The 16,410-nt window shown below is 65.6% G+C and carries 21 protein-coding genes; 13 read left to right on the top strand and 8 right to left on the bottom strand.

The window, feature by feature from the left end:
• The first annotated feature begins 135 nt into the window (after nucleotides 1-135).
• Entirely contained in the window at nucleotides 136-813 is a 678-nt protein-coding gene (locus tag M3N53_11120; GenBank protein ID MDP9068878.1) for a 1-acyl-sn-glycerol-3-phosphate acyltransferase, read from the top strand.
• On the top strand, nucleotides 810-1,850 hold the full coding sequence (locus M3N53_11125; GenBank protein ID MDP9068879.1) for an NAD(P)-dependent glycerol-3-phosphate dehydrogenase: 1,041 nt from the start codon (nucleotides 810-812) through the stop codon (nucleotides 1,848-1,850). Before M3N53_11120 ends, M3N53_11125 begins: the two co-directional genes overlap by 4 nt.
• On the opposite strand, the gene M3N53_11130 is transcribed toward M3N53_11125, so the two are convergent.
• Together M3N53_11130 and M3N53_11135 are read right to left on the bottom strand one after the other, a co-directional pair.
• Nucleotides 1,847-2,950: an aminotransferase class I/II-fold pyridoxal phosphate-dependent enzyme gene (locus M3N53_11130; protein MDP9068880.1), complete on the bottom strand. Its 1,104-nt coding sequence runs from the start codon at nucleotides 2,948-2,950 to the stop codon at nucleotides 1,847-1,849. The two genes, M3N53_11125 and M3N53_11130, sit on opposite strands and share 4 nt — an antisense overlap.
• A 102-nt stretch (nucleotides 2,951-3,052) precedes the next feature.
• On the bottom strand, nucleotides 3,053-3,292 hold the full coding sequence (locus M3N53_11135) for an Lrp/AsnC ligand binding domain-containing protein (protein MDP9068881.1): 240 nt from the start codon (nucleotides 3,290-3,292) through the stop codon (nucleotides 3,053-3,055).
• A 111-nt stretch (nucleotides 3,293-3,403) separates the two neighbouring features.
• On the opposite strand from M3N53_11135, the gene pckA reads away from it, so the two are divergent.
• The 3 genes from pckA to thiD are packed head-to-tail and all read left to right on the top strand — an operon-like array spanning nucleotide 3,404 to nucleotide 6,761.
• Nucleotides 3,404-4,984, top strand: a complete 1,581-nt coding sequence (gene pckA / locus M3N53_11140; GenBank protein ID MDP9068882.1) for a phosphoenolpyruvate carboxykinase (ATP) — start codon at nucleotides 3,404-3,406, stop codon at nucleotides 4,982-4,984.
• A gap of 20 nt (nucleotides 4,985-5,004) precedes the next feature.
• Nucleotides 5,005-5,967, top strand: coding sequence for a thiamine-phosphate kinase (thiL, locus tag M3N53_11145; protein MDP9068883.1), 963 nt, complete (start codon nucleotides 5,005-5,007; stop codon nucleotides 5,965-5,967).
• A complete protein-coding gene (gene thiD, locus M3N53_11150) occupies nucleotides 5,943-6,761 on the top strand; it encodes a bifunctional hydroxymethylpyrimidine kinase/phosphomethylpyrimidine kinase (GenBank protein ID MDP9068884.1) in 819 nt (272 codons plus the stop codon). Before thiL ends, thiD begins: the two co-directional genes overlap by 25 nt.
• Here the strand turns inward: thiD and M3N53_11155 are convergent.
• The 5 genes from M3N53_11155 to rpmB all read right to left on the bottom strand — a co-directional run bounded on the left by M3N53_11155 (nucleotide 6,733) and on the right by rpmB (nucleotide 9,291).
• Nucleotides 6,733-7,347 (bottom strand): hypothetical protein, encoded by a 615-nt coding sequence (locus M3N53_11155; GenBank protein ID MDP9068885.1) that lies wholly within the window; start codon nucleotides 7,345-7,347, stop codon nucleotides 6,733-6,735. The genes thiD and M3N53_11155 overlap by 29 nt on opposite strands.
• A 170-nt stretch (nucleotides 7,348-7,517) precedes the next feature.
• Complete coding sequence (locus tag M3N53_11160) at nucleotides 7,518-7,709, bottom strand: DUF3618 domain-containing protein (GenBank protein ID MDP9068886.1); 192 nt, start codon at nucleotides 7,707-7,709, stop codon at nucleotides 7,518-7,520.
• Nucleotides 7,682-8,146, bottom strand: coding sequence for a phage holin family protein (locus M3N53_11165; protein ID MDP9068887.1), 465 nt, complete (start codon nucleotides 8,144-8,146; stop codon nucleotides 7,682-7,684). Before M3N53_11165 ends, M3N53_11160 begins: the two co-directional genes overlap by 28 nt.
• Nucleotides 8,124-9,056 (bottom strand): YihY/virulence factor BrkB family protein, encoded by a 933-nt coding sequence (locus M3N53_11170; protein ID MDP9068888.1) that lies wholly within the window; start codon nucleotides 9,054-9,056, stop codon nucleotides 8,124-8,126. Before M3N53_11170 ends, M3N53_11165 begins: the two co-directional genes overlap by 23 nt.
• Before the next feature lie 43 nt (nucleotides 9,057-9,099).
• Nucleotides 9,100-9,291, bottom strand: a complete 192-nt coding sequence (gene rpmB, locus M3N53_11175; protein ID MDP9068889.1) for a 50S ribosomal protein L28 — start codon at nucleotides 9,289-9,291, stop codon at nucleotides 9,100-9,102.
• Nucleotides 9,292-9,351: 60 nt separating this feature from the next.
• On the opposite strand from rpmB, the gene recG reads away from it, so the two are divergent.
• A complete protein-coding gene (recG, locus tag M3N53_11180; GenBank protein ID MDP9068890.1) occupies nucleotides 9,352-11,583 on the top strand; it encodes an ATP-dependent DNA helicase RecG in 2,232 nt (743 codons plus the stop codon).
• An 85-nt stretch (nucleotides 11,584-11,668) separates the two neighbouring features.
• Here recG and M3N53_11185 read toward each other — a convergent pair whose 3' ends face one another.
• The gene (locus M3N53_11185; GenBank protein ID MDP9068891.1) at nucleotides 11,669-12,163 is read right to left on the bottom strand and encodes a GNAT family N-acetyltransferase; all 495 of its coding nucleotides are present in this window, start codon (nucleotides 12,161-12,163) and stop codon (nucleotides 11,669-11,671) included.
• 232 nt (nucleotides 12,164-12,395) lie between these two features.
• On the opposite strand from M3N53_11185, the gene rsmD reads away from it, so the two are divergent.
• From rsmD to M3N53_11220, 7 genes are all read left to right on the top strand, one after another.
• On the top strand, nucleotides 12,396-12,950 hold the full coding sequence (gene rsmD / locus M3N53_11190; GenBank protein ID MDP9068892.1) for a 16S rRNA (guanine(966)-N(2))-methyltransferase RsmD: 555 nt from the start codon (nucleotides 12,396-12,398) through the stop codon (nucleotides 12,948-12,950).
• The gene (gene coaD, locus M3N53_11195) at nucleotides 12,947-13,429 is read left to right on the top strand and encodes a pantetheine-phosphate adenylyltransferase (protein ID MDP9068893.1); all 483 of its coding nucleotides are present in this window, start codon (nucleotides 12,947-12,949) and stop codon (nucleotides 13,427-13,429) included. Before rsmD ends, coaD begins: the two co-directional genes overlap by 4 nt.
• Before the next feature lie 73 nt (nucleotides 13,430-13,502).
• Complete coding sequence (locus M3N53_11200) at nucleotides 13,503-14,030, top strand: hypothetical protein (GenBank protein ID MDP9068894.1); 528 nt, start codon at nucleotides 13,503-13,505, stop codon at nucleotides 14,028-14,030.
• A 117-nt stretch (nucleotides 14,031-14,147) separates the two neighbouring features.
• On the top strand, nucleotides 14,148-14,663 hold the full coding sequence (locus M3N53_11205) for a DUF177 domain-containing protein (protein ID MDP9068895.1): 516 nt from the start codon (nucleotides 14,148-14,150) through the stop codon (nucleotides 14,661-14,663).
• Nucleotides 14,664-14,695: 32 nt separating this feature from the next.
• Nucleotides 14,696-14,872: a 50S ribosomal protein L32 gene (gene rpmF / locus M3N53_11210; GenBank protein MDP9068896.1), complete on the top strand. Its 177-nt coding sequence runs from the start codon at nucleotides 14,696-14,698 to the stop codon at nucleotides 14,870-14,872.
• A 100-nt stretch (nucleotides 14,873-14,972) separates the two neighbouring features.
• The gene (gene rnc / locus M3N53_11215) at nucleotides 14,973-15,581 is read left to right on the top strand and encodes a ribonuclease III (GenBank protein MDP9068897.1); all 609 of its coding nucleotides are present in this window, start codon (nucleotides 14,973-14,975) and stop codon (nucleotides 15,579-15,581) included.
• Entirely contained in the window at nucleotides 15,565-16,410 is an 846-nt protein-coding gene (locus tag M3N53_11220) for a hypothetical protein (protein MDP9068898.1), read from the top strand. Before rnc ends, M3N53_11220 begins: the two co-directional genes overlap by 17 nt.

The raw sequence follows: 16,410 nt of genomic DNA on the forward strand, positions 1-16,410 counted from the left end.
GTTCGCCATGCAAACAGCCAGCTAGACGACGTTATTCGACCGCCTGCAACGCGCGCCGGCATCGGCTTCACGGGGCCTCTACGTATGATGCTCGACCCACAAGAGAGCAGACGTCACTGCTGCGCCCGGAGGGAGATGGACTTCACCTACTGGTTGGCGAAGAGCATCGTCAAGCCGTGGATGAGCTGGTTCCGGTGGAGCATCGAGGGCCTGGAAAGGATCCCGGATCACGGGCCGGCGATCCTCGCCTTCAACCACATAGCTTTCCTGGATCCCTTCGCGGCCGCGTACGCGGTAGACCTAGCGGGCCGGCGGCCGCGGTTCCTGGCGAAGGCCGAGCTGTTCGACGACCCACGCATCAGCTGGATCTTGAAGGGATGTGGCCAGATCCCCGTTCAGCGGGGGACCGCGCAGGCGCCTATGGCGTTGGACACGGCACTTCGCGCTCTTGAGCGGGGCGAGGTGATCGTGATCTTTCCCGAGGGGACGATCACGTCCGATCCCGATCTGAACCCGATGGAGGCGAAGACGGGCATGGCGCGACTCGCGCTCGCGTCCGGTATCGACGTCACCCCTTGCGGGTTGTGGGGGACGGCGAACATCTGGCCGAAGGACTTCGCGACCAGGTGGTGGCCTCCGAAGCAAGACATCATGGTTCGCGTAGGGCAACCTATGAAGATGACGGGGGACCCGAGCTCGACGGATGACTGGCGGCGGTGCGGCGAGATCGTGATGGGGGAGATCGCGCGGCTGGTCGCGAGCCTCCGCCCCGCGGTTCCGGACCGCAGGCGCACGAGGAAGAGGGCTGCATGACCAAGATCGCGTTCATCGGCGCCGGTTCGTGGGGGACCGCGACCGCGTCCCTCGTGGCCGCGAAGAACCAGTACGAAACCGTACTGTGGGCGCGCCGACCCGAGCTGGCGGAGACCATCAACCTCTACCACGAGAACCCCGAGTACCTGCCGAACGTGCGGCTGCCGGAGGCGCTCGTGGCGACTGCCGATCTGGAGAGGGCAGTGGTCGGCGCCGACGTGGTTGTGATGGGAGTTCCCTCTCACGGTTTCCGGAAGGTGCTGAGGGAGGTGGGGACGATCGCCGGAGCGCGTCCGTGCTACACGAGTCTTACGAAGGGTCTAGAGGTGGACACGCGCAAGCGGATGTCTCAGGTGCTGGAGGAGGAGGTAGACGGGATCTCGGAGGCCTGCGTGTCGATGTTGACGGGGCCGAACCTTGCGAAGGAGGTCGTGCAAGGGTTCCCGGCCGCTTCCACCGTTGCGTGCCGCGACGAGACGACGGCGCGCAGATTGCAGGACATCTTCCACGCGCCCACGTTTCGCTGCTACACCAGCACCGACGTCGTCGGCTGCGAGCTGGGCGGCGCGTTCAAGAACGTCATCGCGATCGCAGCGGGTATGGCGGACGGGCTCGGCTTCGGCGATAACACCAAGGCGACGGTCATGACACGAGGGCTCGCGGAGATGGCCCGCTTCAGCGTCAAGTTCGGGGCGCAGCCCCTGACGTTCCTAGGCCTCGCAGGTGTAGGCGACCTCATGGCGACCTGTGCGAGCCCACAGTCCCGCAACCACTCCGTCGGGATCGAGCTGGGCAAGGGACGCAAGATCGACGAGATCATCGGCTCCATGAACATGGTCGCGGAGGGCGTGAAGAGCTGTAAGCCGATCCTGGAGCTGGGGCTCGAGGCAGACGTGTGGATGCCGATAACCGAGAACGTCGTCAAGATCTGTCACGAGGGCCAGAGCCTCAACGATGTCGTCGCCGATCTCCTGTCGCGCGAGATCCGGTCCGAGCTGGCCGGGATAGAGGAGTACCTCGAGACGAAGGTTACCTAGCGGCTTCTTTCCAGGGCCTGCTCGAGGTCGTCCAAGATGTCGTCCACGTCCTCCAGCCCGACCGACAGCCGGCAGAAGCCTTCCGAGATACCGACGGCTTCCAGCTCCTCTTTCGAGAGCTGCGTGTGCGTGACCGTCGCGGCGTGGACGATCAGCGAGTGAGTGCCGCCTAGCGACGCGGCGGGGCGGATCAGGCGGAGCGCGCTCTGGAACCGCGCTGCCCGCTCTCTTCCGCCCGCCACCGAGAACCCCAGTGTCCCGCCCCCCCGGCCCCCCAAGAGCTTGGCCGTTAGCTCGTGAGCGGCGTCGTCCTCTAGAGCGGGGTAGTTCACCGACTCCACGTCGTCGCGGCCAATCAGTGCCTGCCCCACGGCAAGAGCGCTATCGGAGGAGCGCTCGACGCGGAGATGCAACGTCGCCAGCCCGCGCAGCGCGAGCCACGCGGAGAACGGGGCCAGCGTCGGCCCAAGCTCGCGCGCTAGCTCCTTCACCGGTTCGAGTGCCTCGCGCGACGAGCAGAGGACGCCGCCGGTCAGATCGTGGTGGCCGCCGAGGAACTTCGTCGCCGAGTGCACCACCATCGTGGCGCCGTGCTCGATCGGTCTGCAGAGGATCGGGCTCGCGAAGGTGTTGTCGACTACCAGCGGGATCCCGGCGTCTTCGGCTATCGCTGCGAGACGGGGGAGGTCCGCTACTTCAACGACTGGATTGCCGATCGTCTCGCAGTACAGCAGCTTCGCCCCGCGACATGCAGCCGCGAGCGTGTCGAGATCCGACACGTCCGCGAACGTGGTGGTGATCCCGTACCGCGGCAGCGTGTGGGACAGCACGGAGTAGGACCCGCCGTAGAGCTGGCGTGCCGCGACTATGCGGTCACCCGACGAGCACAGCGACAAGAACACGGCCGAGATCGCCGCCATCCCGGACGAGAACGCCTCGGCGTCGGGCGCACCCTCCAAACCGGCGACGGCGGCTTCGAACGCGTCGATCGTCGGGTTCGCCCAGCGGGTGTAGACGTAACCGGAGCCGGTCTTCGCCTCCGTCGCCAGGGCGAACTCGTCTGTGTCCGAGAAAGCGTAGGTGGTCGACGGCTCCAGCACCGGGGCTATCGGTTCGCCGGGCTGGCGTGGTGGTCTCGGGGGATGGACGGAGCGCGTGCCTAAGCCCGCGCCCGCCGGGTCACGCTTGACGTTCAGCCGGTATCAGAGGTGAACGACGGGGCAAGTCAAGGTACGGGTGATCCCCTCGACAGCTTGGATGCGCGCGACGACCAACTTCCCGAGGTCGTCGACGTTGGGCGCGCTCGCGCGCACGATGACGTCGTAGGGACCGGTTACGTCTTCGGCCGCGTCGACACCCTCGATCTCTCGCACCTCTTTCGCGACCTGCGCGGCTTTGCCAACCTCGGTCTGGATCAGGATGTATGCCTGGACGTCAGCCACCTCGTCCTCCTCGAAAAGGTCTTGGAAAAGTGTGCGGAGTGTAGCAAAGGGCCCCTAGGAGGCCGCCGGGTAAGCTCGCATCTTCCTCATATGTCTCACCAGCAAGGAGAGATGATGCGACCGCAGGGAATGGCCGGTATCGCGCGGCCGGGGAACGTCTATCGGAACGTGAGCCCGCCTCAGCTGATCGAGATGAGCGTTGCCCGCGGCGAGGGCGTGCTTGCCCGGTCGGGTGCCCTGGTGACGAACACGACGCCACGAACCGGCCGCTCGCCTCGGGATCGATTCTTCGTCGCTCACGGCGACTCGAAGAGCAAGATCGATTGGGGCCAGACGAATCAGCCGGTTGAGCCAGAGGTTTTCGACGCTCTGTTCGATCGGGTCCGCCACCACCTCGAGGGTCGCGACCTGTTCGTCGTAGACGGCATCGTCGGCGCGGATCCGGATAACCAGATCCACCTGAGGGTGATCAGCGAGCTCGCGTGGCACGCGTTGTTCGCCCTGCAATTGTTCCGCAGGCCCAGTCGTGAAGAGCTCGCCTCCTTCGAGCCCGACTTCACGCTTGTCGGCGCGCCGAGCTTCCAAGCTGTGCCGGAACGCGACGGCACCAACTCAGAGACCTTCATCGGCATCGACATCGAGCGGAAGCAGATCCTGATCTGCGGAACCCGCTACGCGGGTGAGATGAAGAAATCCCTCTTCACCTCTGCGAACTATCTGTTCCCACAGCAGGGCGTGCTTCCGATGCATTGCTCCTCGAACGTCGGAGAGGCCGGCGACGTCGCGCTGTTCTTCGGGCTGTCCGGCACCGGCAAGACCACGCTCTCGGCCGACCCGCGCCGCCGCCTGATCGGGGACGACGAGCACGGCTGGTCGGACAACGGGATCTTCAACTTCGAGGGCGGCTGTTACGCGAAGTGCATCAACCTCTCGCAGAGGAACGAACCCCAGATCTGGAACGCGATCCGCTTCGGATCGGTCGTCGAGAACGTGGTCGTCGATCCAGACAGCCGGCAGGTGGACTACACCGACTCGTCGATCACCGAGAACACCCGGGTCGCCTACCCGCTCGAGTTCATCGATGGCTTCATCCCCGAGGGGCGCGCGGGGCACGCGCAAACGATCGTGTTCCTGACCGCAGACGCCTTCGGCGTGCTGCCACCCGTATCTCGTCTCGATCACAACGCCGCGATGTATCACTTCCTCTCCGGCTTCACCGCGAAGCTCGCGGGCACCGAGGCTGGTCTCGGAGCCGAACCCGAGGCGACGTTCTCCACTGGATTCGGCGCACCGTTCCTGCCCCTGCGGCCCGGGGTCTACGCGCAGATGCTCGGCGAGCGCGTGGCGAGGCATGGCGCGAGCGTGTACCTCGTGAACACGGGTTGGACCGGTGGCCCGTTCGGCGTCGGCAAGCGGATGGATCTGCCCGCGACGCGAGCCATGGTCGAGGCCGCGACCGGCGGTGCGCTGGTGCAGGTGCAGACGAGGCGGCACCCGATCTTCAACCTCGACGTGCCCGTCTCGTGTCCGGGGGTGCCGGATGAGGTCCTGGATCCGCAAGGGACGTGGGACGACCCGGCTGCCTACGACGAGCAGGCGAGGGAGTTAGCGCGGATGTTCGTCAAGAACTTCGAACGCTTCGCGGACTCCGTTCCGGCCGAGGTGACGCAGGCGGGTCCCGTCCAGGAATAGGGCTCGGCTCTCAGCAAGCGATGGTTTCCTCCGACGCTCCGGTCTCGGACCTTGGCGAGAACGCGCTCGTGGCGCTTCTGAAGGAGCGGTTCCCTGCGGCCCCCGGCGAGCTCGGGATCGGTGATGACGCTGCCGTCTTCGCGCCGCGCGGCCCCCGCATCGTCTTCACCACCGACTCGATGGTGGAAGGGGTCGACTTCGAGCTGAGTTACTTCTCCGGGTCCGATGTGGGCTGGAAGGTGATCGCGATCAACGCTTCCGACATCGCCGCCATGGGTGGCGACCCGTGGAAGGCCCTGATCACCCTGTGCATGCCGCGCTCGACGCGCACCGGCTTCGTACAAGACTTGATCGACGGAGTGGTGGCGGCCGCCGAAGCTATGGACGTCGAGATCGTGGGCGGTGATCTCAGCGAGGCCGACCGGATCGTGGTCGGGGCCGCGGCATTGGGAACCACCGACCAGGCCATCCCACGTTCAGGCGCACGTATGGGTGATGCGATCTGCGTTACCGGTTGCTTCGGAGGCTCCAGTGGCGGGCTCGCCCTTCTCCAACAAGATCCCACAGCAGAGGGTCCCCTGGTGACGAGACACAAGCGTCCGCGCCCGCGCCTGGCGGAGGCTCGGGTTCTGAGAGAGCTGCGCCCGTCGGCGATGATGGATGTGTCGGATGGCCTGGTCGTCGATCTCGATCGGCTGCTCGTGTCCAGTGGTAAGGGCTGTGAGGTCGACCCGACGCGGATCCCGGTCGATCCTGCGCTCAGCGTGGGGGATGATCGGACCGCAGCTTTGTTCGGGGGCGAGGACTTCGAGCTTCTGCTCACGCTGCGTCGAGAAGATGTGACGGCGGCCGCGTCCGCACTGGAGTCGTTGGGTACGCGGTTCTCTGAGATCGGTGTCATCACAGAGGACGAGGCCCTTATCGGAGGCCGCCCTCTGAGTCGTTTGAAGGAGCAAGGATGGGATCACCTGCAGAGTCCGTGACCGGCTTGCCGCGTGCGCTCACGATCGCGGGATCGGACTCGGGCGGAGGCGCTGGGATCCAGGCCGATCTCAAGGTCTTCTTCGCGCTCGGGTGTCACGGGACCAGCGCCGTCACGGCCTTGACCGCGCAGAACACCGTCGGTGTCACCGGGGTCCACGACGTCCCGGCGGATTTCGTCACCGAGCAGATCGAGGCGGTCGCCTCAGACATCGGCATCGACGCGGCGAAGACCGGCATGCTCTCGTCGGCCGAGATCGTGACCGCGGTCGCCAAGGCGGTTCGCGCTCACGAGATAAAGAAACTGGTGGTCGACCCGGTCTTCGTGTCGAAGCACGGGAGTCGTCTGCTTGCGGAAGATGCAGTGGAGGCCTTGCGGAGCGAGTTGTTCCCGGTTGCCGCACTCATCACGCCGAATACTTTTGAGGCGGGTGCTCTGCTGGGAACCGAGGTCCGGACGCTAGAGGACGTGAGGGAGGCCGCGCGGGAACTGCGCCGGTTCGGCTCGCGAGCCGTGTTGGTCAAAGGCGGGCATCTCGGCGAGGAGGACGCCATCGACGTCTTCTACGACGGCACTGCGATCAGCGAGATCGCGGCGCCGCGCTACGACACCGAAGACACGCACGGCACGGGGTGTGCCCTCTCCGCCGCGATCTGCGCCTATCTCGCGACCGGCGACGCGCTCCCGAAAGCCGTGGAACGCGGCAAGACGTTCGTTTCGGGAGCTATCCGGCGGTCGTTGCGGTTGGGCTCCGGCTTCGGCCCGGTCAACCCGGGATGGGAGCTCCATCGGTAGGAACCGCGTGCGTATCGCGGAGGTGCAGGTAGAGCGTCACCTGCATGACTCCGGCGAAGGTAGCGAACAGGCCGACCAGCGCGCCGCGGCCCAGGGTTACGGCGCCGACCGTCGGGAGGTCGCCTCTGTCCGCAGCAAGGCTGAAGAGCGCGCCCACCGGAACCAGCGCCAGGATCCCCGAGGCGACGGCGACGCCGAATAGGTAGACGATCGTGTGCCAGTTGCCGCGCAGCCGTTCGCGCGCGGCGCTGACCGCCTCGCCCGGCGGCCGTTTCTCGGCGATCAGGATCTGCATGGCGACAGGGGGGCCATAGAAGAAAGGCAGAAGCACGACGCCGTACCCGCCGAGGAAGATCACCGCGACCAGCGCCACTCCCGAAGCGACCGAGGCCATGACGAGGACGGCCCCGTTCGTCACACGGGCCGGAGGGTCTTCGCCCAGAGATCGCGCTCGGCTCGCGAGGAGGAACTTCGTGAGCAGCGCGACACAGATGCTCCCCGCGAACGTGGGGACGATCACGCCCGACACAAGCCGGCTGGCGAACACCGCGGCTGGAGCGGGCGATCTCAGCGCGAGCAGGATCAAGAACGAGACGGCCGCCGCAGCGAGATGTACACCGCAGAAGATCGTGAAGGACCAGCGGGCGTTCGCCCGCAGGAGGGCCCACGACTCGCCGAGCAGTTGGCCGAAGCCGTACCTCGCCGGCCCCTCTGCGAGACCTGAGTCGTTCTTCTCGGTGTCTACGCCGGCACTTCCTAGCCGACGCGGCGCTTGGCGATGTAACCGACGAGGAGGAGTCCCAGCAGCGCGGCGCCGGCGATCGTCAACTTCTTCCCTACTTCGCCGGCTTCGACCTTCGCCCGGTCGACGAGCTCGTCTACCTTGCGCGCAAGCTCCTCGCGCGTCTGCTCGATCTCGTCTACCGTTTGCCGAGGGTCTTGGCCCATTCCACGTCCTCCTTGATCGTCTGCTTCGTGAGGTCCGTCTTCAGAGGAGCCGTCAGCTTCTTCTTTGCCATCAGAGCGCCCGCTGCTCCGGCCCCGATGAGGATCACGGCTGTGATCAGGTCCGCAAGCCAGGTGCCCATCGCGTTGTCCAGGCCGTCGCGGATGGCCAGCAACAGGAAGATCAGCGCGAAGAACCCGAGAACCGCGGCGATCCCGATGATCGCGACTCCCTTCAGCTTCGCACTCACCGACGCCCCGACCTCGAGCTTCGCGAGCTCGATCTCTTTGCGGATCAGCGTCGACAGGTCTTCCGTCACCTCTTTCATCAGTTGCCCGGCGGACTTGCCCGAACCTCCGTCTGAGCTCGCGCCGCCGCCCGGGCGAGAACCGATAGAGGACGGACCCCGTGCCGACTCACTCGTTGGTGATTGACCCATCGTCTCCTCCTCGATCCACGTCGTCCGTCGTTCCTGCTCCGCTTCTGTCCGCCAGCACGAGGTTGACCTCTGCCGCCAGCAGCGTGATCTGAGAGATCAAGTAAGAAGCCACCAGCAGCGTAGCCGCAGCGGCGAACGTGCCGAAGGTGTCGTTCCTGGCGGTCTCACCTCGTGCCAGGTAAGCCGTTCCCCCGATGTTGAGCCCCTGAAACAACACCGCCGCGACCACGGCGCCCGGCAGCACCTGTCTCCACGAGTGCCGGACGGCAGGAAGGAACCTGTAGGCCGTAGCGAACACCAGCGTGTTCACGGCCACAGCCAGACCTACCGCGACGACCGTAACGAGGACGGTCACCAGCGGTCCTCGCCCCAGCACCTCCTCCGCGAACCCCGCGACGGAGCCTGCGCCGAGGGCAGCGACCGAGAGGACGCCGAGGATCGCGAGCCACTTCAGCGAGCGCAACCTCTTGCTCATGAAGCCCGGCTCCTGCTCGACCTTGTGAAGCTTGTTCAGCGCGTGCTCCAAGGCAACGACCGCACCGGATCCGGAATAGAGGGCAAGGACGAGCCCGGACAGCGCGAGGTTGCGCCGGTTCTCGATGATCGCGTCGATGCCGTCAGGCTTGAAGGCATCGCGCAGTATGGGAACCGTGTTCACCCCTTTGCGGATCAGTTCCCTGCGGAGCTCCGGGTCGTCGGCGGTCAGGTAACCCAGGAGGGACCCCGCCAGCAACAACAACGGGAAGATCGAAAAGAAGGTGTAGTAGGTGAGCCCGGCCGCGTAGGAGCCGGCGTCGTCGGCCGAGAAACGCTCGAACGTCCCGGCGACGATGTCGATGAAGGCGTAACGCCGGCGCGCTCGCGCCAGGAGGGTCTTGGCGCGACCGGTTAGTTGCTGGAGGCTCGGCACCTGCCGACGTTACCCAGCAGACCGAGCTAGTTGACGACGGCGGCTATCCGGCGCGGCTGACCTTGTTCGCTTTGAGGCACTTCGTGCACACCGCGACGCGCTTCGGCGCGCCGTTCACGACGACGCGCATCTTCTGGATGTTCGGGTTGAAGCGCCGGCGGGACCGCCTGTGGGAGTGCGAGATGTTGTTCCCGAACCCAGGGGTCTTGCCGCAGACGTCGCATACGGATGCCATAAGGCGGACAAGGCTACCAAATGCGTGCCCCGGTTCGGGGCCGCCACTAGGGTTGACTGTGTGCAAGAGACCGTTGCTGCACCCCCCAAAGGACTCGAGTTATTCGCCGCGCCCGGGCGCCGGACGCCGCTTCGGATACAGGGCAAACGTGCCGAAGCGCTGCGCAAGATCGGTGTCTTCTCCGTGCAGGACCTCCTCCAGCACTACCCCCGGCGCCACGTAGATCGAACCCAACTCCGGACCGTCGCGGAGTTGAAGCGCGACGCCGCGTCGGGCGAGCTGGGAGAGATCCAGGTGCACGCGCGGGTGCTGGAGATGAAGCCCCCGTTCCAGATCCCCAGCAAGAATCCGAAGGCGAAGAAGCGAACGATGATCAAGGGCACGATCGGTGACGAGACCGGCCGCATCGGCGTCACCTGGTTCAACCAGGAATGGGTGGGGAAGGCGCTTCGGAAGGGGACGGAAGCGTTCTTCTACGGTCGCCTCAGCCAGTTCAGGGGCAAGCTCGAGATGACGGCGCCTCGCTTCGAGCGGATCCGCGATGGGAGCGAGCCGTTCAACGTGGGACGCATCATCCCGATCTATCCGGCAACGGCGGAGATGAGCAGCGACCAGCTGCGTGGGGTGATGTGGGAGACGCTGCAGGCGGTCGATCGCATCATGGACCCGCTGCCCCCGTCGCTCAGGGCGCGTCTTCGGATGATGACGAGGGACGAAGCTGTGCGGATCATCCACTTCCCGGACGCCAAGGAAGACGTGCTGGCCGCCCGCCGCCGGTTGGTGTTCGACGAGCTCTTCACGCTGCAGCTCGGCCTCGTCTATCGCAAGAGGAAGCTCGAGCGCACGGTGCAGGGCATCCCGCACCCACTGCCTGTCCCCGACTCGGTCGCCGAGGTCTTCGTCTCGCAGCTGCCGTTCGAGTTGACGGGCGATCAGCGGCGTGCATGCGACGACGTTGCGCACGACATGAACATGGGATACCCGATGCATCGTCTCGTCGAAGGCGAGGTTGGCTCGGGGAAGACGGTGGTCGCGCTGTACGCGTGTCTGATCGCGATCGGCGGTGGACATCAAGCGGCTTTCATGGCCCCAACCGAGGTGTTGGCGGAACAACACCACCTGACGGTGACGGAGCTTCTCGACCGCGCCTTCGGCGCCGATGAGGCCCGGAACCTGTTCGCGTCCATCTCGCGTCGGCCGGTCGTCCGGCTGTTGACGGGATCTACGCCTGCCGCCGAGAGGGAGAAGATCCTGGCGGAGGTCGCCCGTGGCGACGTCGACCTGCTGCTGGGGACGCACGCGCTGATCCAGGACGCGGTCGAGTTCAAGCACCTCGGGGTGGCGATCGTGGACGAGCAGCACCGCTTCGGTGTGCATCAACGCAAGCGCCTGCGGGAGAAGGGCGTGGCGGGGGAGCCCGACATCCTCGTGATGACGGCTACGGCCATCCCCCGGACGCTTGCCGTGACCGTGTACGGCGACCTCGATCTATCGATCTTGCGCGAGCTTCCGAAGGGACGGCAACCGATCACGACCTCCATCGTCTGTGGCGACAAAGAGCGCGCACGGGCGTACGACCTGATCCGTAACGAGGTGAGCAAAGGCCGCCAGGCCTTCATCGTGTACGCGCTGCGAGACGAGTCAGACAAGGTCGAGCTCCGCAGCGCCAAGGGAGAAGCGACGCCACTGGCAACGGACGTGTTCCCGGACCTGCGCGTCGGTCTGGTGCACGGCGACATGAAGAGCGCCGACAAGGAAGAGGAGATGGCCGCGTTCAGGAGCGGCAAGACCGACGTGCTCGTCGCTACGACGGTGATCGAGGTGGGGGTCGACATCCCGAACGCGACGGTCATGTTGATCGAGGACGCGGAGCGGTTCGGGCTGGCGCAGCTTCACCAGCTGCGCGGGCGCGTCGGGCGCGGGGGACACCCGTCCTATTGCGTTCTCGCGACCGATCTCGACCTCTCGCTGGCGGATCAACAGGAGAACGTGGCGGTCGCGTCGCGTCGACTCGCCACCGTCGCCGCAAGCGCGGACGGATTCGAGCTCGCGGAGGCGGATCTGGAGTTGCGCGGGGAGGGCCAGCTGTTCGGTGCGCGACAGTCCGGGATGCCCGAGCTGAAGCTCGCACGGGTGCTGCAGCATCGAGACGAGATCGCCACAGCCCGCGCGCTGGCGGAGGAGCTGCTCGATTACGACCCCGAGCTGCGGGCGTACGAGCACATCGCTCTGGCCCGGGAGATGCGGGACCGTTTCCCGGAGGAGTCGTTGGACGTCGTCCAAAGCGGCTGACGCGCACACCCTCGACCGAGCGCGTGGCTCCTTACAAGCGTCACTCGGCAGCTCACGTCGGGATCCGTGCGTCGCCGTGAAAGCCTCAGCGGCGCTGAACGCTGGATTCAGGCTCGGTGTTGTACGTGAAGATCCACCCGAGCTCTTCCTCATGCGGATTCAGTTTTCTGTAGAGCGCTTTAGCCGGCTCGTTGTCATCCTCGGTTCCGAGCCAAGCCTCTTTAGCTCCGCGTTTGCGGCTCCAAAGCAGGAGCTCGTTCATGAGAGCGGTAGCCACTCCTTGTCGGCGATGCGGCTTAGCCGTGTCGACTTCGTCGATGTACACAACCAGGTGGCCGGCGGGGTGTTGCAGCAGATAGGCGTGAGCGGCGCCTGCCAGATCAGAACCTACGTACGCCAGCAGGTATATGTGATCTTCGTCTTGCAGGAACTCACTCAGCGAGTGAGCGGAGAATCGATTGTCGAAGTCCTCCCATTCCTCTGTGCGGTTCAACTGACCGGCTACCTCAGCCAAGTCAGAGTCGTCGCGTCTGAGCCGCCGCAGCTTGATCTTCGCTGGTTCGGAACTGTCTGCAGTCATTCCGGTTGAGTATCTAACTCTCCGATCGTTGGACCGAGGACACCTACGTCAGGCGTCGAGGGGCGGCGCTGCTGCGGACCTAGCCACTCCGCCCGACCGAGGCTGTCGCCTAGGACTCTGTCGACGCGGCCTCATGAGCGACCTCGGGCGTCCGACCTCCCCACGGCGGGCGTTTAGGCGCTTAGGTAGCGGCGGCCGAGCGGGGCGCGTGAGCGTCCGGTAAATTTGAGGGATGCGGGTTATCGCGGGGACGGCCAAGGGTCGCCGGTTGAAGGCGCCGACGATGGGCACACGACCCATGACCGACATGATGAAGGAGTCGGTCTTCTCCGCCCTCGGAGACCTCGGCGGTGTAAAGGTGCTGGACCTTTACGCGGGCTCGGGCGCCCTCGGGCTCGAATCCCTCTCGCGGGGCGCCAAGCAAGCGATCTTCGTGGAGACGGCTCGTGAGGCGATCGTGAAGCTCGAGGCGAACATAGAAGCGACGGGTTTCGAAGCCGCGTCCGAGGTGATGTGGGCGGACGTCAAGACGACGCTCCGACTGCCGGCGGACGACCGGATGGACCTCGTGTTCCTGGACCCGCCCTACAACATGCCCCTGGCCCAGGTGCGCTCGGACCTGGAGGCGCTGGTCACGGGCGGATGGCTGGCCGACGAGGGCAGGATCGTGGTACATCGGACGGTGAAGGAGGCACAGCTGAAGCCGTTCGGCCTCGAACTCCTGTGGGAGCGCGAGTACGGGCAGTCGCGCATCCTCGTGTTCTGCCACGAAGAGGAAGAGGAGTGACGGCGGCTCTCTGCCCCGGATCGTTCGACCCTCCCACCAACGGCCACATCGACGTCATCGAGAGAACCTCCCGACACTTCGAGCGCGTCGTCGTGGCCGTGATCGCCAACCCGTCGAAGAAGCCGCTGTTCTCTCTGGCCGAACGCCAGGAGATGCTGGCGGATGGGCTCTCGCATCTCGCGAACGTCGAGATCGATTCGTTCGACGGGCTGCTGGTCGACTTCGCGCGGCGCGAGGACGTCACCGTCGTGGTCAAGGGATTGAGGGCGGTGTCGGACTTCGAGTACGAGCTCCAGATGGCCGAGATGAACGCCGCTCTCGCGCCCGGTCTCGACACGATGTTCGTCACTGCGAAACCTGCCTGGGCGTTCCTGTCCTCCAGCTTGGTCAAGGAGGTTGCGCGGTTCGGCGGGGCTGTGGAGGGACTGGTTCCCGAGAGGGTCGCGGCCGCGCTGAAGGAACGTTTCGCGGCCGGATAGCAAAGACACGCGGCGGCTGCGGCGCGACACTGATGCTGTGCTGAGTAGCGGGATTAGGAAAGGTGACACCCTGATGGACCTGATCGAACGTCTCGACGAGCTCCAGGCGCTCGTCGAGGAGGCGAAAGCGGTTCCTCTCTCATCCAGCGCGGTGATCAACCGCACGGAGTTCCTGGAGCTCTTGGCTCAATTGAAGGAAACGGTTCCCGAGGAGGTCCGCGAGGCCCGCTGGATGTCGCGCGATCGGGACGAGCTCATGGCTCGAGCCCGCAAGGAAGCCGAGCGGATCGTCACCGAGGCCGCCGAGCAGAGAGACCGCCTGCTATCCCGGACGCAGATCGTCCACGCGGCGCAGCGAGAGTCGGAGCGACTGCTGGACGAGGCCAAGGAGAGGTGCGCGCGGATGCGGCTGGAGGCGGAGGACTACATCGACCAGAAGCTGGCGGCCTTCGAGATCCTCCTGAACAAGACGCTCACCGTCGTCGCCAGAGGCCGCGAGCAGCTGCAGGGCGAGGCTCAGGTCGTGGCGGTTCCCCAGGAGGAGCCGGTGAACGAGCCGGGACCGTACGATGGCGCGGAGCTGACGGGCCAAGCGCTGTAGGCTCTTCCTGTCGGAAAACCCCCTGTGACCTGGGAAAACGTGCAGGTCTGCTAATATCAATCGCCCCTCGCGCCCGGCGTGACGGGTCCACTTGGTCGATCGGATGGGGACGCGCGCGTGCATGAACTATCGGTCTCGGTAGCCGAGATCCTGGGGCGCCCCGGGGCATACCGGGACATCCACATCTCAAAGCCCCTGCCGGGGGTACGAACCGCGCTCGCTCGCCTGCAGAAGGACCTGGATGCGGAGCTGAGGCTCGAGAGCGTGGTGGAGGGCGTCTTGGTGACGGGTCGGGCCACCGGACCCGCCGTCCTGCAGTGTGCCCGCTGCTTGAAGCAGCTGCCGACGCGGGTGTCGGCCGATGTGTGCGAGCTCTTCTACGCCCCCGGCCACGAGCCACCCCCGGACGAGGATGCCTACGTCGTGGGGGGGCTGGAGATGGACCTCGAGCCGATGCTGCGCGACGCGCTGACGCTGGCGCTCCCTTTGAATCCGTTGTGCGACGAGGACTGCAAGGGACTCTGCGCACGTTGCGGAAAGGACCTGAACCTGAATGACTGCACCTGCACCGAACCAGAGTCCGATCCGCGCTGGGCTGCGCTGGACGCGTTGCGCGACAAGCTCGCCCAGTAGGCGGCGGACTAGATCAGAAAGCGGAGGAGATCATGGCGGTACCGAAGCGGCGGAAGACGAGATCAAAGATGCGGATGAGGCGCGCCCACTGGAAGACGGAGGCGCCGACCTATTCCGCCTGTCCCCAGTGCCGTCAGCCGAAGATGCCTCACCGCGTCTGCGGCAACTGCGGGTACTACGCGGGGCGTCAGGCTGTCGAGACAGAGTAAGCCTCGAGCGGGACTCGAAGCCCTTGGGGTTCCCGCCGAGCTGGGTGACACGTTCGAGCTGGCGCTCACCCATCGATCGTTTGCCTTCGAGCAACCTGAGATGGTTGCGCACAACGAGCGGCTCGAGTTCCTGGGAGACGCGATCTTGGGCGCGGTCGTGACGGATCTGATCTACCGCAATCACCCCGACCTCTCTGAAGGAGAGATGGCGCGCCTCCGGGCGTCGGTGGTGAATACGGCCGCTCTGGCCGAGCTCGCCCGCGCTCACGGCGTCGGAGAGCACATCCGCCTCGGGAAGGGTGAGGATGTCTCGGGCGGCAGCGATAAACCGTCGCTCCTCGCGAACACGTTCGAGGCCATCGTCGGCGCGGTATACCTCGAGCGCGGGATCGACGAGTTGCGGCGATGCCTCGTCCCGATCTTCGAGGAGAGGATCGAGGTGGCTCTCGGGGCGGAGTTCCGCTATGACTCCAAGACCGCTCTGCAGGAAGTGGTGGTCCGGGCGACCTCGGAGCTCCCGACCTACCGCGTCGCGGCGAGCGGCCCAGATCACGATCGCCGTTATACGGCCCACGTCTACGTAGGGCCCGAGCTCTACGGCACGGGCGCGGGGCGCAGCAAGAAGGAAGCGGAGCAGGCCGCAGCGCGCGAGGCCTTGGAACGTTTCGCGGCCGCCGAGAAGGAGCAGGGCGATGCTCGAGCTTCCTGAGATCGAGGTGCTCAAGCGAGACCTCGAGAAGGAAGTCGTGGGGCGGCGCTTCAAGTCGGTCGAGGTGCGCGCCAACCGCAACGCGATGAAGATCGTGAAGGGACACGGCCGCCGCAAGGAGTTTCAGGATCTGCTCGAGGGGGCGAAGGTCGAGAAGGTGGACCGCGTCGGCAGGGTGTTGCTGATGGAGCTAGATACGGGGAACACTTTCGCCGTCAACCTCGGAGGTTCCGCGTTGTTGTTGAAGACGAGCGGGTCCGCCGAGATGGAGACGCACACGCACGTGGTTCTCTCGTTCACGATCGGCGGCGAGCTCCGCATCATCGACCCGAAGCTGTCCAGCGAGGTCCAGGTGGTCGACGGTGAGGCTGTGGCAGCGCTGCGCGAGAACCCGCCCTTCGCGATCGACCCGTTGACCAACCAGTTCACGTGGAACCACTTCTCGGGTGTTCTGCAGGACAAGGAGACGCCGATGAGGGCGCTGATGATCGACGGCTCCTTCATCTGTGGGCTCGGCCCCCTCTACGCGGACGAGATCTTGTTCACCGCCGGGATCCGGCCGGACCGCCCCTCGAACAAGCTGTCTTCGCAGGACGTCCGCCGCCTCTACCGAGCTTTGATGGAGACCTTTCAGGATTCGATCAAAGCGCGCGGGACCAGCGTCGGAGAGCTGCCGTTCCGTGACCTCCAGGGCGAGAGCGGGACGTACCAGCTGGAACTCAAGGTCTACGAGCGTGACGGCGAGCTCTGCCCGCGCTGCCGCCACCACATAGAGAAGGTCTCGATGGACGGTACCGACGCCTACTTCTGTCCGCAGTGTCAATCGTGA

This window comes from Actinomycetota bacterium (assembly GCA_030776625.1).
In the GTDB taxonomy this organism is placed as follows: Bacteria; Actinomycetota; CADDZG01; order CADDZG01; family WHSQ01; genus MB1-2.